Annotated in this window: 12 protein-coding genes and 1 pseudogene; 7 read left to right on the top strand and 6 right to left on the bottom strand. The window is 70.6% G+C overall.

Annotated elements, in window-relative coordinates; genetic code table 11:
* Position 1 precedes the first annotated feature (1 nt).
* Positions 2–1,576, top strand: a complete 1,575-nt coding sequence (locus ACOKM3_RS23830) for a sodium:solute symporter family protein (protein WP_426903065.1) — start codon at positions 2–4, stop codon at positions 1,574–1,576.
* Positions 1,577–1,620: 44 nt separating this feature from the next.
* Here ACOKM3_RS23830 and ACOKM3_RS23825 read toward each other — a convergent pair whose 3' ends face one another.
* Complete coding sequence (locus ACOKM3_RS23825) at positions 1,621–2,742, bottom strand: ADP-ribosylglycohydrolase family protein (protein ID WP_426903064.1); 1,122 nt, start codon at positions 2,740–2,742, stop codon at positions 1,621–1,623.
* A gap of 200 nt (positions 2,743–2,942) precedes the next feature.
* Here ACOKM3_RS23825 and ACOKM3_RS23820 point away from each other — a divergent pair, with 200 nt between their 5' ends.
* On the top strand, positions 2,943–4,031 hold the full coding sequence (locus tag ACOKM3_RS23820) for a tyrosine-protein phosphatase (RefSeq protein WP_426903063.1): 1,089 nt from the start codon (positions 2,943–2,945) through the stop codon (positions 4,029–4,031).
* A gap of 84 nt (positions 4,032–4,115) precedes the next feature.
* Here the strand turns inward: ACOKM3_RS23820 and ACOKM3_RS23815 are convergent, their stop codons facing one another.
* Together ACOKM3_RS23815 and ACOKM3_RS23810 are read right to left on the bottom strand one after the other, a co-directional pair.
* Entirely contained in the window at positions 4,116–4,430 is a 315-nt protein-coding gene (locus ACOKM3_RS23815; protein ID WP_426903062.1) for a helix-turn-helix domain-containing protein, read from the bottom strand.
* Positions 4,427–4,813 carry a type II toxin-antitoxin system RelE/ParE family toxin gene (locus ACOKM3_RS23810; protein WP_426903061.1) on the bottom strand — a complete coding sequence of 129 codons (387 nt, stop codon included), beginning with the start codon at positions 4,811–4,813 and terminating at the stop codon, positions 4,427–4,429. The genes ACOKM3_RS23815 and ACOKM3_RS23810 overlap by 4 nt, the downstream gene beginning before the upstream one ends.
* Before the next feature lie 48 nt (positions 4,814–4,861).
* On the opposite strand from ACOKM3_RS23810, the pseudogene ACOKM3_RS23805 reads away from it, so the two are divergent.
* Positions 4,862–5,299, top strand: a pseudogene (locus ACOKM3_RS23805) (FG-GAP repeat protein); the annotation flags it as partial.
* Positions 5,300–5,435: 136 nt separating this feature from the next.
* On the top strand, positions 5,436–5,708 hold the full coding sequence (locus ACOKM3_RS23800; RefSeq protein ID WP_426906881.1) for an FG-GAP repeat protein: 273 nt from the start codon (positions 5,436–5,438) through the stop codon (positions 5,706–5,708).
* A gap of 3 nt (positions 5,709–5,711) precedes the next feature.
* On the opposite strand, the gene ACOKM3_RS23795 is transcribed toward ACOKM3_RS23800, so the two are convergent.
* Entirely contained in the window at positions 5,712–8,315 is a 2,604-nt protein-coding gene (locus ACOKM3_RS23795) for a bifunctional FO biosynthesis protein CofGH (protein ID WP_426903060.1), read from the bottom strand.
* A gap of 89 nt (positions 8,316–8,404) precedes the next feature.
* Here ACOKM3_RS23795 and ACOKM3_RS23790 point away from each other — a divergent pair, with 89 nt between their 5' ends.
* The 3 genes from ACOKM3_RS23790 (at position 8,405) to ACOKM3_RS23780 (ending at position 10,856) form a co-directional block, all read left to right on the top strand.
* Complete coding sequence (locus ACOKM3_RS23790; protein WP_426903059.1) at positions 8,405–8,737, top strand: hypothetical protein; 333 nt, start codon at positions 8,405–8,407, stop codon at positions 8,735–8,737.
* Positions 8,738–8,834: 97 nt separating this feature from the next.
* Complete coding sequence (locus ACOKM3_RS23785; protein ID WP_426903058.1) at positions 8,835–10,355, top strand: CehA/McbA family metallohydrolase; 1,521 nt, start codon at positions 8,835–8,837, stop codon at positions 10,353–10,355.
* 48 nt (positions 10,356–10,403) lie between these two features.
* Positions 10,404–10,856 (top strand): hypothetical protein, encoded by a 453-nt coding sequence (locus ACOKM3_RS23780; RefSeq protein ID WP_426903057.1) that lies wholly within the window; start codon positions 10,404–10,406, stop codon positions 10,854–10,856.
* On the opposite strand, the gene ACOKM3_RS23775 is transcribed toward ACOKM3_RS23780, so the two are convergent.
* Positions 10,823–12,382: an APC family permease gene (locus ACOKM3_RS23775; protein WP_426903056.1), complete on the bottom strand. Its 1,560-nt coding sequence runs from the start codon at positions 12,380–12,382 to the stop codon at positions 10,823–10,825. The two genes, ACOKM3_RS23780 and ACOKM3_RS23775, sit on opposite strands and share 34 nt — an antisense overlap.
* 229 nt (positions 12,383–12,611) lie before the next feature.
* Positions 12,612–14,219, bottom strand: a complete 1,608-nt coding sequence (locus ACOKM3_RS23770; RefSeq protein ID WP_426903055.1) for a serine/threonine-protein kinase — start codon at positions 14,217–14,219, stop codon at positions 12,612–12,614.
* Positions 14,220–14,296: the final 77 nt, after the last annotated feature.

Raw genomic sequence — 14,296 nt, 5'->3', positions numbered from 1 at the left:
CATGAACAGTCTCGACTGGGTCGTGCTCATCGCCTACTTCGGCGTGATGGTCGCGATCGGCGTCTGGTCCCACAAGCGCGTCGACAACGTTTCCGACTTCTTCACCGCGGGCGGCAAGATGCCGTGGTGGCTGTCCGGCATCTCGCACCACATGTCCGGCTACAGCGCGGTGATGTTCACCGGGTACGCCGGTATCGCGTACACCTACGGCGTGACGTCCTTCGTCACCTGGTCCTTCCCGATCGCGCTCGGCATCGCCATCGGCGCCCGGCTGTTCGCGCCGCGCATCAACCGGCTGCGCTCGCGCCTGCACGTGGCCTCGCCGCTCGAATACCTCAAGAACCGCTACAACCTGGGCACCCAGCAGGCGCTCGCCTGGTCCGGGATGCTGCTGAAGATCGTCGACGTGGCCGCGAAGTGGGCGGCCATCGCCACTCTGTTGTCCGTGTTCACAGGTGTGTCCCTGAATCAGGGCATCCTCATCACCGGCGCCATCACCGCGGTCTACTGCACGATCGGCGGCCTGTGGGCGGACGCGCTCACCGAACTGGGCCAGTTCATCATCCAGTTGCTGGCCGGGGTCTCGATGTTCGTCGCGGTCGTCCTCAAGCTCAGCGACAAGCACATCGGCTTCTTCGACGCCTGGAGCCGGCCCGAGCTCCAGGGCCACGACAAGCCGCTGGTCGGCCCGTACGGCACGGTCTTCCTGCTCGCGTTCCTCTTCATCAAGCTCTTCGAGTACAACGGCGGCATGCTCAACCAGGCCCAGCGCTACATGGCGACGAGCAGCGGGCGCGAGGCCAAGCGGTCCGCCTACCTGTCGGCCACGCTCTGGCTGATCTGGCCGGTCGTCCTCTTCTTCCCGATGTGGATGTCGCCGCTGCTCGTACAGGCGCAGAAGCCGGACGGCTCGGACTCGTACGGCCTGATGACCGAACAGCTGCTGCCGCACGGCCTGTTGGGCCTGGTCATCGTCGGCTTCTTCTCGCACACGATGGCCATGTGCTCCTCCGACGCCAACGCGATCGCGGCGGTCTTCACGCGGGACGTGGCGCCCGCGCTCTCCTCGAAGGCGCGGCAGTGGGGCCCGCGGACGGGCCTGGTGGCGGCCCGGCTGACGACGGTGATCTTCCTGGCCCTGTCCATGGCGGTCGCCACGCAGGTCAACTCGCCCACGTTCAAGGACATCATCACGGTGGTCATCAAGTGGGTGGCCGGTCTGATGGGACCGATCGCGATCCCGATGATGCTCGGCCTGCTGCGCCAGTTCCGCCGCTCCGGGCCGACCGCCGCGCTCACCAGCTGGGGCATGGGCCTGTTCGCGTTCTGGCTGGTGAACTACCCGATCAGCTGGAACATCGAGGGCGGTGTGCCGCTCCAGTACCAGGTGTCGATCCCGCTCGCCGTCTCGCTGGTCCTCTACATCCTCATCGGCTACATCAAGCCCGAGGACACCCCGGAACGCGACGCGATCATCGCGACCATCAACTCCGACGACGACGGGGCCGCGGCGGCCGCGGTGCCGATGCCGGCGGGCGCGGCCGACGACGTACTCGGTTCGCGGGTGAAGGACTGACCGAAGGACTGACCACCGCTGGGCCGCACCTTCCGGGGTGCGGCCTACGCCCGCGGATACCGCGCCAACCACCCCGCCGAAGCCGACGCAGGACCATGCAGCGCAGCGCCCTGCGTCATCTCCATCGCGAAGTCGTCCGCGAGCTCCAGGATCGTGGGCCGCCCCTCGACCTCCGCCACCCACGCGGGCGGCAGCGCCGTCTCCCCGTGCAGCGCCCCGAGCAGTCCCCCGCACAACGCGCCGACCTGGGCGGAAGGCCCGTCGTGGTGCACGGCGAGGCCAAGCCCGTGCCGGATGTCGTCGCTGACGAGCGCGCAGTACACGGCGGCCGCGAGCACACCGGTCGCATCCCCTTCGCCCACCAGCTCCCCGACCCGCGCCGCGGTCGGCATCCCCTGCCGTACGGCGCCGAGCGCGTGCTTGAGCGCGTCCGCGACGGGCGGGTGCCCGGGGCGCGCGGCGAGCAGGGCGAGGGCGCGCTGCACGGCGGCGTCGAGGGAGTCGCCGCGCGCGAGGGCGTGCACGAGGACCGCGTACGCGCCCGCCGCCAGGTAGGCCTCCGCGGCGCCGTGCGTGTGCACGGCGCACTCGACGGAGAGCTGGAACACGAGCTGCGGCTCCCAGCCGACGAGGAGCCCGAACGGCGCGGAGCGGGTCGCCGCCTCGGCGCCGTCCGCGTCCAGGTTCTTGGGGCGGTCGAGCGTCCCCATGACGTCGTTGCCGAGCCCCAGCAGGCAGGCCTGCGCGGCGCCCCGCCGCGAGTACAGCCACTCCTCGCGGGCCAGCCAGCCGTCCTCCTTGCGGCGCAGGTCAGGACCCCAGTCGCGTTGGGTGGCCAGCCATCGCAGATAGGCGCGGTGCACATCGGTCGGCGGGTGCCAGGCGCCGGTGTCGCGGCGGACCTGGGCGCGGATGAGCCCGTCGACGGTGAACAGGGTCAGCTGGGTGGCGGCCGTGATGGCGCCCGTCCGCCCGTACACGGGCACCAGCTGCTTGAGCCCCTCGTCCCCGTGCTCGGCGTGGATCCCGTCGAGGGTGAGGCCGTCGAGCGGGGCGCCGAGGGTGTCACCGAGTGCGCCACCGAGCAGGGTCCCGCGCACTCTGCTGCGGAAGTCCTGCTGTTCTGCGCGGCCCCAGACGGCCGCCGCGTTGGGCGCTGCGCCCATGGGGCACTCCTCCTGTCACAACCCTCGACCCTTCGGCTTGCAGCACTGTAATCGACCGACGTCGACCAGGAATGTTCACGAAGTGATGGGATCGTGGACGCCTGCGTCCACACGGTCCGGGGCATGCGCTCGCCACCGCTTCGCCCACCGTTCATCGCCCGGTCGCGCCCCGGTTTCCGGCGCCCCGAAACATCCATCCCATGACCCACATCACCCCCGTACGTACTCGTGTCAGGTCCACGACTCCGGCTCTGGGAGCCCTGTCGGCGGCCGCGCTCCTCGTGGCCCTCGCCGCCCCGGCCGCCTCGGCCCACCCGGCCGCCCGGCCCTCCGCCCGCATACCGTTCACGCAGGCGACGGTGACGGCGGCCGGGACCCCGGGCACGTACAAGATCGCCTGGCAGGCGCCGGGCATCCGGCACGTGACGATCACGTCGGGCGGCCGCACGGTCGCGTCCGGCGGCTCGACCGGGCAGGTCACGGTCACCGGGCTCCCGGCGGACGCCGACCGCCAGTGGTTCACGCTGGCGCCCGACCACGGCAAGGGCCTGCGCCTCGCCGACCGCCTGATCAAGCTCGACGGAGCGGTCAACTTCCGTGACGCGGGCGGCTATCGGACCCGGGACGGCCACTGGGTGAAGATGGGTGAGATCTACCGCTCGGACGCGCTCGACAAGCTGACGGACGCGGACCTGGCGAAGCTCGGCCGGCTCGGCATCGACACGGACTACGACCTGCGGACGGCGTCCGAACGCTCATCGGCCCCGGACCGGGTGCCGTCCGGCACGCGGTACGTGGTCGCGGACGTCCTCGCGGGCTCCGACATGACGACCACGATGCCGAAGACGGAGGCCGGCGCCGTCGAGATGATGACGGACGGCGAGAAGTTCATGGTCAGCGGCGACACGGCCAAGGCGGCCTACCGGAAGGTCTTCTCGGGTGTCGCCGACGGCGACGACGCCCTGTTCCACTGCACCGCGGGCAAGGACCGCACGGGCTGGGCCAACGCGGCGCTCCTCACGGCCCTCGGCGTCCCCCGCGACATCGTGATGAAGGACTACCTCGCCTCCAACGACTACCGCGCCGAGGCGAACGAGGCGGCCCTCGCCTCGATGCCGCCTGAGCAGGCGAAGGTCTACAAGCCGATGCTGGACGTGCGGGCCGAGTACCTGAACTCGGGGTTCGACGAGGTCCGGGACAGGTTCGGTTCCTTCTCGACGTACGAGAAGCGGGCGCTGGGCCTGGACGCGGATGAACTCCGTTCCCTCAAGCGTGAGTTGTTGGCCTGACGGTTCAGGTGAACCCACAACGTCCCGGGCCCCTCTTCGTCGACTACCTGTCGGCCGGCCAGGGATCACCCCTAGGGCGTTCGCTCACGCCGCTTCGTGGTGCGGCGTGAGTTCGATGGTCAGCTCGGCGTCGAGCGCCCTGGCCAGTCGCTTCAGAAGCGGAATCGTGGGCACTGTGCCGCCGCCCTCGATCCGGGAGATCTGGGGCTGCTTCATCCCGCAACGCTCTGCCAGCTCAACCTGGGAGAGGCCGAGGGCGGTACGCCGGTCGTAGACCAGCTGGCCGAGGTCATGTGCGAGTTCGGCTTCCTCGTACATGCGGTCGTACTCCGCGTTCCCCTCCACCGACTCACCCAGAAGCTCGCGGTGTCGGCGGGTCCTCCACTCGGCGTGGTTCATGAGAGTTCCTCCTTCACAGGGCGGCTGTAGACCTCGTGCTCCGTAGCCGGTTCATGACGAGCCTCGCATTCGGCCTGAACAGCGCGAGCGCGGATCAGCTCCGCCGCCTCACGCATCTTCGTCTTACGGAAGACGGTCAGCAGCACGACACGGCGGTCCGGAGCAAGCCAGTACGTGATGCGCTGAGCAGTACCGCCGAGGTCGAAACGCAGTTCGCGGAGCTTGCCGCCGAGATGACGACTGAAGGGCTCGCCAAGGGTGGTGGCGTTCTCAGCGAGGCGGTCCACCTTCTGCTCCGCTATCACATAGTGGTGGGCGGGCAGATTCTCCAGCCAGAGGCGCACCTCGGGCTCGATCTCGATGGCATACCGCTCGCCGGACATAACACCGATGCTATATGGCACAGATGGTATGTGCCAGTGCGTGAAGCCATGCCCTCCAACCGGGCACCGATCCCTCGGGCAACCATCCGACCGCCCCGCACGTCGTACCCGGCGATCCGCCCGTCGGGCCGAGGAGGCCGTGCCGTGCTTCTCGTGCCCGGAGGCTCCGGCGGCGCGTCCTGGCCTGGGTGGTCGGGCCGTGAGGCCATGACGGACTTCGACGGCAACGGGCACGCGGACCTCGTCATGCCCGCCGCCTCCGCCGATGTCGCGGGCGAGCACGGCGCGGGGGCCATCGGCATCCAGTACGGCTCCCCTGCAGGACCCGATATCGGCAGGCAACAGGTGATCAGTCGCGCCACGCAGGGGCCGCTCGGTCAACTGGCCGCCGACACCGAGCACTTCGGCCGGGAGCCCGCCGCCGCGGGCGACGTCAACGGCGACGGCCACGACGACCTGGTGGCCTCCGCGCCCGGCACGAACGCGGACGCCGCGCTCGACACCGGCGCCGTCTGTCTGCTGATGGGCAACGCGAAGGGCCTGCTCGAAGGAGACACCACCGACGCCGAGGGCACCGGCGCACGCCCCCCACGCCCTCGCCTACCGGCAGGGCCTCGACGGCATCCCCGGCGTCGCCGAGTCGTACGACGGGTTCGGTTCGGCGCTGTGGCTGGGCGACATGGACGGCGACCATCGGGCGGACCTCGCGGTCGGCGCGTCCGGCGAGGACGGGCGGTTCCGCGACGCGGGAGCGGTGTGGGTGCTGCCGGGCACGCGGCTCGCGTTGGAGAGCAGCGCGCCGATGATGTCGTTCGGCCCGGCCACGCTGGGCATCCCCGAGCCCAGCCTGGCCGGAACCGAATTCGGCGCCGAGTTCGGCGCCAGTGCGCCGTAGTGCCTACGGCTCCAACACCGGCAGCAGCTCCGGCAGATGGCCGTCCGAGGACCGGGCCGCGGTCACTCGTTCCTCCGACACCTCGCCGTACAGGGTGGTGCGCGGGCGCGCCGGGCGGCCCGCAGCGTCCGCGACCGCGATCAGGTCCTTGACCGACTTGTACGAGCCGTAGGAGGAGCCCGCCATCCGGGAGATGGTCTCCTCCATGAGCGTGCCGCCGAGGTCGTTCGCGCCCGAGCGCAGCATCTCGGCCGCGCCCTCCGTGCCGAGCTTCACCCAGCTCGTCTGGATGTTGGGGATGTGCGGGTGGAGGAGGACGCGCGCCATCGCCGTGACCGCCCGGTTGTCGCGGGTCGTCGGGCCGGGGCGGGCGATGCCCGCCAGGTAGACCGGCGCGTTGGTGTGGATGAAGGGGAGCGTCACGAACTCCGTGAAGCCGCCGGTCTCCTGCTGGATCCCGGCGAGGGTGCGGAGGTGGCCGAGCCAGTGGCGGGGCTGGTCCACGTGCCCGTACATCATCGTCGAGGACGAGCGGATGCCCAGGTCGTGAGCCGTCTTGATGACCTCGATCCAGTCGGCCGCCGGGAGCTTGCCCTTGGTCAGGATCCAGCGGACCTCGTCGTCGAGGATCTCCGCCGCCGTGCCGGGGATGGAGTCGAGGCCGGCCTCCTTGGCCGCCGTGAGCCACTCGCGGATGGACATGCCCGTGCGCGACGCGCCGTTGACGACCTCCATCGGCGAGAAGGCGTGGACGTGCATGCCGGGCACGCGCTCCTTCACCGCCTTCGCGATGTCGAAGTACGCCGTGCCGGGCAGGTCCGGGTGGATGCCGCCCTGCATGCAGACCTCAACTGCACCGACGTCCCAGGCCTGTTGGGCCCGGTCCGCGACCTGGTCGAGGGAGAGCGTGTACGCGTCGGCGTCCGTGCGGCGCTGCGCGAAGGCGCAGAAGCGGCAGCCGGTGTAGCAGACGTTCGTGAAGTTGATGTTCCGCGTGACGATGTACGTGACGTCGTCGCCGACCACCGACTTGCGGATGTCGTCCGCGATGCCGCAGAGGGCGTCGAGGGCCGGTCCTTCCGCGTGGAGCAGGGCGAGGGCCTCGTCGTCGGTGAGCTTCGTCGGGTCGTCGGCCGCCTGCTTCAAGGCGGACCGTACGTCGCCGTCGATACGCGAAGGCTCCATGCCGGGGGCCGCCTGTTCGCGCAGCGCCTCCCAGTCGCCGTACACGACGTCGAAGTCGTCGCGGCGGTCGGACGTGCGGCCCTCGGTGTCGATGGTGCGGTGCAGGTCGGTGCGGCCGGACGACGCCACGTACCCCTCGTCGGGCTCCTGCCAGGGGCGGCCGACGACGGGGGCGTCCGCCACGGCCAGGCCGTCCGCGTCGGACAGGGCGTTGACGTGCGGGAGCAGGCGCGGGTCAAGCCACGGCTCGCCGCGCGTCACGAACTCCGGGTAGACACAAAGGCGTTCACGCAGTTCGAAGCCGACCTCCGCCGACTGCGCCGCCAGCTCCTCCAGCTTCGGCCACGGCTTCTCGGGGTTCACATGGTCGATCGTCACCGGGGAGACCCCGCCCCAGTCGTCGATTCCGGCCGCGATGAGCCGCGCGTACTCGCCGTCGACGAGGTTCGGCGGGGCCTGGATGTTGCCCGCCGGGCCCATGATGTGGCGGGCCACGGCGACCGTCGCGACGAGGTCGTCGAGCTCGGCGTCCGGCATTCCGCGCATCGCCGTGTCCGGCTTGGCGCGGAAGTTCTGGATGATGAGTTCCTGGATGGCGTGGTACGAGCGGGCGACGCGGCGCAGCGCGAACAGCGAGTCGGCGCGCTCCTCGTACGTCTCCCCGATCCCGATCAAAAGACCGCTGGTGAAGGGGACCGACGAGCGGCCGGCATCCTCCAACACCCGCAGTCGGACGGCCGGTTCCTTGTCGGGCGAGCCGTAGTGCGGCATACCGGGCTCGGACCACAGGCGCTCGGCGGTCGTCTCCAGCATCATGCCCATGGAGGGCGCCACCGGCTTGAGCCGCTGGAAGTCGGTCCACGACAGCACACCCGGGTTGAGGTGTGGCAGCAGCCCCGTCTCCTCCAGGATCCGGATCGATATGGCGCGCACGTACGCGATGGTGTCGTCGTAACCGTGCGCGTCGAGCCACTCGCGGGCCTCGGGCCAGCGGTCCTCCGGCTTGTCGCCGAGGGTGATGAGGGCTTCCTTGCAGCCCAGTTCGGCACCCTTGCGCGCGATGTCGAGGACCTCGTCGGGCGACATGAACATTCCGTGACCCTCGCGGCGCAGCTTGCCGGGGACCGTCACGAACGTGCAGTAGTGGCACTTGTCACGGCACAGCCGGGTGAGCGGGATGAACACGCTCTTGCTGTACGTGATGACACCCGGCCGGCCCGCCGCCTCCAGGCCCGCGTCGCGCACGCGGGCGGCGGACGTGGTGAGGTCGGCCAGGTCGTCGCCGCGCGCCTGAAGCAGCACGGCGGCCTCCGTGACATCGAGCGCCACACCGTCTCTGGCCCGTTTCAGTGCGCGGCGCATCGCGTTGGCGGTGGGACGTTCTGCCTCGGGGGGCTGCGGTACGGCGTCCTGATCACTCATGAACCGAGCATACGAGCGCCATCTGGACACCACGAGGGCGCCCGGCCGTGCCCTTTCCCGACGCCCGCGTCCTCCCCTACGCTCCCGGCATGCTTCTGCGCGCACGACCTACGACCGTACTGGTGCTGCTGGGCGGGCTGCTGCTCGGCGGTGTTCCGGCGACGGCATCCGCGTCCGCTCCCGCGACCGCGAGGGCCTCGACAGCGGCTGCTGTGATCAGCCAAGGAGGCACACAGGCCACCAGCAGGACGGTCGCCAAGCAGGCGGCTGCCAAGACAGTCAGCAAATCGATCGGCAAGAAGAGCAAGAAGAAAAAGAAGAAGAGCAAGTCGTTCGGGGTTCTCGGCCTGCTCCTGCTCGTGCTGGTCGTCATCGTCGTGCTGCTCGCCCTCACCCGGTTCCTCCGCGGCCGGAGGTCGTAGCCGCACGCAATCTGCCGCTCCCCTTCCCTTCGGGGGGAGTTCACGGCTCAATGCCAGGGTCACCCACGTCACGTCCGACACCCTGGGGAGCCGCAGCATGTGCATCGACGACACACCCGGCGACGAACACGGCATCGGCAGACGGGCCTTGCTCGTGACCGGCGCCGCGGGCGCGCTTACGCTCACCACCATGAGCTTCGCCAGCGCCGCCGACGGCGAACGGTCCACCAAGACGCTCAAGGGCACGCTGCCGCCCGGCGCACCGGACTACGTCTATCTCCCGGTCGACGTACCGGCCGGGGTACGGGAGATCCGGGTCTCGTACACGTACGAGAAGGCCACCGGGCTCCCCGCCGGCACCCAGAACAACGCCCTCGACATCGGCGTCTTCGACGAGCGCGGCACGGAGCTCGGCGGCAAGGGCTTCCGCGGCTGGTCCGGCGGCGCCCGCACCGAGTTCTTCATCCGCGCCGACGACGCGACGCCCGGCTACATCCCGGGCCCGGTCCGCCCCGGCACCTGGAACATCGCGCTCGGCCCGTACACGGTGGCGCCGGAGGGCCTCCCGTACGAGGTCACGGTGACGCTGACGCACGGCGCGTCCGGCGAGACACCCCGCCCGACGTATCCGCCGGAGCGCGCCCGCGGCCGGGGCCGCGCCTGGTACCGCGGCGACTGCCACATCCACTCCTGGTACTCGGACGGCCGCCGCACGCCGCAGGAGATCGGCGAACTGGCCCGCGCGGCCGGCCTGGACTTCATCAACACGTCCGACCACAACACGCACGCCGCGCACGCCCATTGGTCGGACGTGGCGGGCGACGACCTCCTCGTGCTGACCGGCGAGGAGATCACCACCCGCAACGGCCACGTGGTCGCCCTCGGCACCGACCCCGGCACGTTCGTCGACTGGCGCTACCGGGCCCGCGACAACCGCTGGGCGAAGTACGCGCAGCAGGTCCGGCGTGCGGGCGGCCTGGTCGTCCCCGCCCACCCGCACGCGACGTGCATCGGCTGCGGCTGGAAGTTCGGCTTCGGCGAGGCGGACGCGGTGGAGGTGTGGAACGGCCCGTACACCCCGGACGACGAGGTGTCCCTGGCGGACTGGGACAACACCCTGGTCGCGTACGCCCGTTCAAAGGGCCGCACGGGCTGGGTCCCCGCGATGGGCAACAGCGACGCCCACCGCGACCCGGACCGCATCGGCGGCCCCCAGACGGTGGTCCTGGCGGACGACCTGACCCGCGAGGCCATCCAGGCGGGCATCAAGGCCGGTCACTCATACGTGGCGGAGTCCTCGTCGGTCGAACTCACCTTCACGGCAACCGGCGGCAAGGGCAAGGTGGCAGGCATCGGCGACCGCCTGCCCGTCGCCCCCGACACCCCGATCACCATCACCCTGAAGGCCGAGACCCCCACCGACTGCACCCTCCACCTCGTCACGGACCAGGGCACCCTCTTCACATCAGCGCCCGGCGCCCCAACGGCAACCTGGACGACAACCGCGTCCTACGCGGCGTACGTCCGCGCAGAAATCCGCCACACCCCCACGACACAGGGCCTCCCGGGCCCCTTGGCTGCCTTCACAAACCCGATCTTCCTGGGATCGAACGCCTAGCCTGGCGGCCGACGCCCCCGGAACGCGCCGGAACGAAAAGGACGAGGCATGACGACGCAGGGCCCCGCCGGTGACACCACCACCGGTTACGTACGCTTCCAGTCGCCGCACCGGAACCGGCGGGGTCACTTCACCGGCCTGTTCGGACTCGTCAACAACCTGGCCCGGGACGGCCTGCTGACCGCCGAGCAGGAATCCTTCCGGCGCACCAACAACGACTGGTACGACGCTGCGTATCCGGACCCCTCCACCGTTGACCCCACGGTCTACGACCATGAGGTCAACCCGGGCGCGGCGGCCTGGTTCAAGCCGTCGGCCACGCATCTGCTCGACCGGGTCCCCGGCTACCTGGAGATCCTGGCCGCGCACGGCGTCGACTGCCACCTGGTGCGCTCGGCCGATCCGGGCCGGGTGCTCTACGAGGACGACGTACAGATCGTCGTGGTGCCGCACGCCGGCGACGCGCCCTACGGCTCCTCCACCACCAGCACCGGCGTCTGACGGTTCAGGATCTCGCCGCGGAAGAACGCCGGGCTGCGGCGGCCCATGACCAGCATGATGACCACGCCGACGAGCAGCAGGCCGACGCCGATCACGAAGACCGAGCCCACCCCGAACACCGAGGAGCCGCTGCCGTACGCGGGGTTCCACATGTCGACGAGGGTCTTGATGAAGACCGCCGACAGGAGCACGCCGCCGAGCAGCGGGAAGAGGCCCTTGAAGGTGAAGTCGCGGGCCGAGCGGCGCAGTTCCGCCTTGAAGTACCAGGCGCAGGCGAACGCCGTGAGCGCGTAGTAGAAGCAGATCATGAGGCCGAGCGCGTAGATCGTGTCGACGAGTACGTGCTCGGAGACCAGCGTCATGACCGTGTAGAAGACGGCCGTGGCGACGCCCGCCGTGACCGTCGCGCGGCCCGGCGTGCGGAACTTCGGGTGCACGCGCGCGTACGACGCCGGCAGCGCCTCGTACGTCGACATGGCGAGGACCGTGCGGGCGACCGGGATGAACGTCGTCTGGAGGCTCGCCGCGGCAGAGGCGAGGACGGCGATGAAGAGGAGGATGCCGAGGGTCGGACCCATCACCGGTCCGGCGAGCGCGGCGAAGACGTTGTCGGACGTTTCCGGGTTCGCCAACCCGAGGCCCTTGTCGCCCGAGCCGACGATCATCTGCGCCGCGACGCCCGTCGCCAGGTACGAGCCGACCAGGACCACCATCGCGATGAGCGCGGCACGCCCCGGCGTCTTGTCGCTGCCGATCGTCTCCTCGTTGGCGGTCAGGCAGGTGTCCCAGCCCCAGTACATGAAGATCGAGAGGGACAGGCCCGCCGTGAACGCCCCGAACGACTGCACCGAGAACGGGTTCAGCCACGACCACGAGAAGTCCACAGAGGTCCCCGCGAAGTCCGCGGAGCCCGCCTTGGCCACCGCCATCACGACGAAGACGGCGAGCACCACCAGCTGGAGTCCGACCAGCGTGTACTGCACGCCCTTCGTCGCGGTCATGCCGCGATAGCTGATCGCCGTCGCCGCCGCGATCAGGGCCAGGCACGTGAGGATGTGGACGGCTTTGTTGTCGTCGAGCGACGCGATCGAGGCGTTGTTGCTGATCTCGCCTGCGAGCAGCCAGAAGTACGAGGTCGCGACCCCCGCGAGGTTCGACAGGACGATGATCGTCGCGATCACCAGGCCCCAGCCGCACATCCACCCCACGCGCGGCCCGAACGCCTTCACGGTCCACGTGAAGGACGTGCCGCAGTCCGGCATGACCTTGTTGAGCTCCCGGTACGCGAAGGCCACGAGCAGCATCGGCAGGAAGCCCGCGAGGAACACCGCGGGCATCTGGAGTCCGACCTCGCCGGCCGTGGAGCCGAGCGTGGAGGTCAGGCAGTAGACCGGGGCGACCGTGGAGACGCCGATGACGGCGCTGCCGAGCAGCCCGACGGAGTTCCCGCCGAGGCCCTTGCCCCCGCCGCCCCCGGTGGTGTCTGCGGCCCGCCCCGTCGAGGGCCCTGCGTCCAACTGAGTCATGAACAGGACGTTAAGTCCTGCGGTTTCCACATCTAGTTGGATCTGGTGGGGATTGCCACAGCTGCGATGGCTGGGTATCCATGGGCAATTCGGGCGCATGACCCATCATTCACAGGGGTACGGCTCAGCCTACCGGCAGATCGCAAGGCAACGCGCCCGGCGTCCGATATTCGGTAATCGAAGCCGGGCCCGATTTCGCCCGATTCAAAATTTTCCCGTGCCGATTGCGTCACGCCCGTCCCGCCGGGCGGCCCCCTCCACGGAAACGGCCGACGGCGGTGGGCACCGCGTAGATCAGGGCGAGCGTGAGGAGCGCGAGGACCGCCATCAGCGCGGGCGTCCCGGTCGAGATGCAGAGGGCGAGCACGACCGCGGCCCCCAGACCGGCCCAGAACGCCAAGTACTCGCGGTCGTTGCCACCCCGCCGGGACAGCAGGACCGCCCTGCAGATCAGCACGACGACGGCTGCGCCGTCGATCAGCGCCGACACGTTGGGGAACTTCACCAGCGCGGCGAGCCCCGCGGGCACCAGCCACAGGAGACCGAGCAACGGACGCCCCGGCAGCCCGGGACCCCCGTCGTGCCGCGCGGCGGTGCCTCGCGGGGGCGGCCCCGACACCGGCCCGGCCCCGTACGCCGCGGGCTGCCGCTGCCCGTACGAGGAGGACCAGGCATCGACCGTCGACTGCTGAGCGCTGCCGTGGAACCCGGCGTGGCCCCCGTAGGGCGCACCGCCCGGCGGGGTCGAGTACGGCGTCGAGTGCGGGGCCGGGAACGGTGCCGGGGGCGGCGTCGAAGGCGGCGGCGGGGACGCGGGGCCGGCCCCCGGCCCCTGCGTGGCCGCGTCGTGGAAATCTCCACCGCTCGGCCCGAAGTCGTGGAAATCTCCACCGCCCGGCCCGAACGCGCCGCCCGCGTCCGGCCGCGTGGACCCGGGACCGGCGCCGACCCCGTGCATCACCGTGTCGGCCCGCGCCTCCAGGTTCAGGAGCTGCCCCGACGTGCGGGCGATCAGCGAGACGACCTGCGCGGGCAGCCACGTGTCGCTCGTGGCGTCGCGGGTGCGTGCCTGGGCGACGAGCTGCCCCGCGTCCGGCCGCCGCTCCGGCTCCGGGTCGAGACAGTGCCGGATGAGGTCGCGCAGCTCCTCGACCACGCCCGGGAGCTGCGGGTCGAGGCTGCCCCGGTGCGGCTGGACGCCGGTGGCGGCGAAGGCGAGCGTGAGCCCGTAGCTGTAGACGTCGGTCGCGGCGGTCACCTTCTCGCCGTACGCCTGCTCCGGCGACATGTAGGCGGGGGTGCCGATCCGCGCCCCGGTCGAGGTGAGGCCCGCCGTGGTGAGACCCGCGTCGAGCGCGGCGTGCACGATCCCGAAGTCGATGAGGCGCGGCCCGTCGGCCGACAGCAGCACGTTGGACGGCTTGAGGTCGCGGTGCACGAGCCGGTCGCGGTGCACATGCTCCAGGGTCTGCGCGAGATCGGCCGCGAGCCGCCACAACGATTCCGCGGGCAGCGGCCCGAACCGGTCCACCGACTCCTGGAGGGAGGGCCCCGACACGTACTCCGACGCGTACCAGGGGTGCCGCTCCTCCAGGCCGGTGTCGACGACCGGCACCGTCCCCGGCGCCCCGACCCGCCGCACGACGTCCGCCTCGCGCCGGAACCGCTCACGGAAGCCCGGCTGCGCCGCCATGTCGGCGTGGATGAACTTCAGCGCGACGGAGCGGCCTCCCGCGTTGCGGGCCAGATAGACCCGGCCCATGCCGCCCTCACCGATCCGCCCGAGCACCCGGTACGCACCGACCGTGCGCGGATCCTGCGCCTCCAGCGCCTGCATGGAACCCCCGGTTCCGCCGTAGTGACCATCCACAATTGCGCATTTGAACATGCCCAGTTGTAGACACGCACTAGGGC

This window comes from Streptomyces nidicola, assembly GCF_050106155.1.
Lineage (GTDB): Bacteria > Actinomycetota > Actinomycetes > Streptomycetales > Streptomycetaceae > Streptomyces.
The sequence above is the reverse complement of the archived record's forward strand: the minus strand, read 5'-3'. Positions and strand labels throughout refer to the sequence as shown.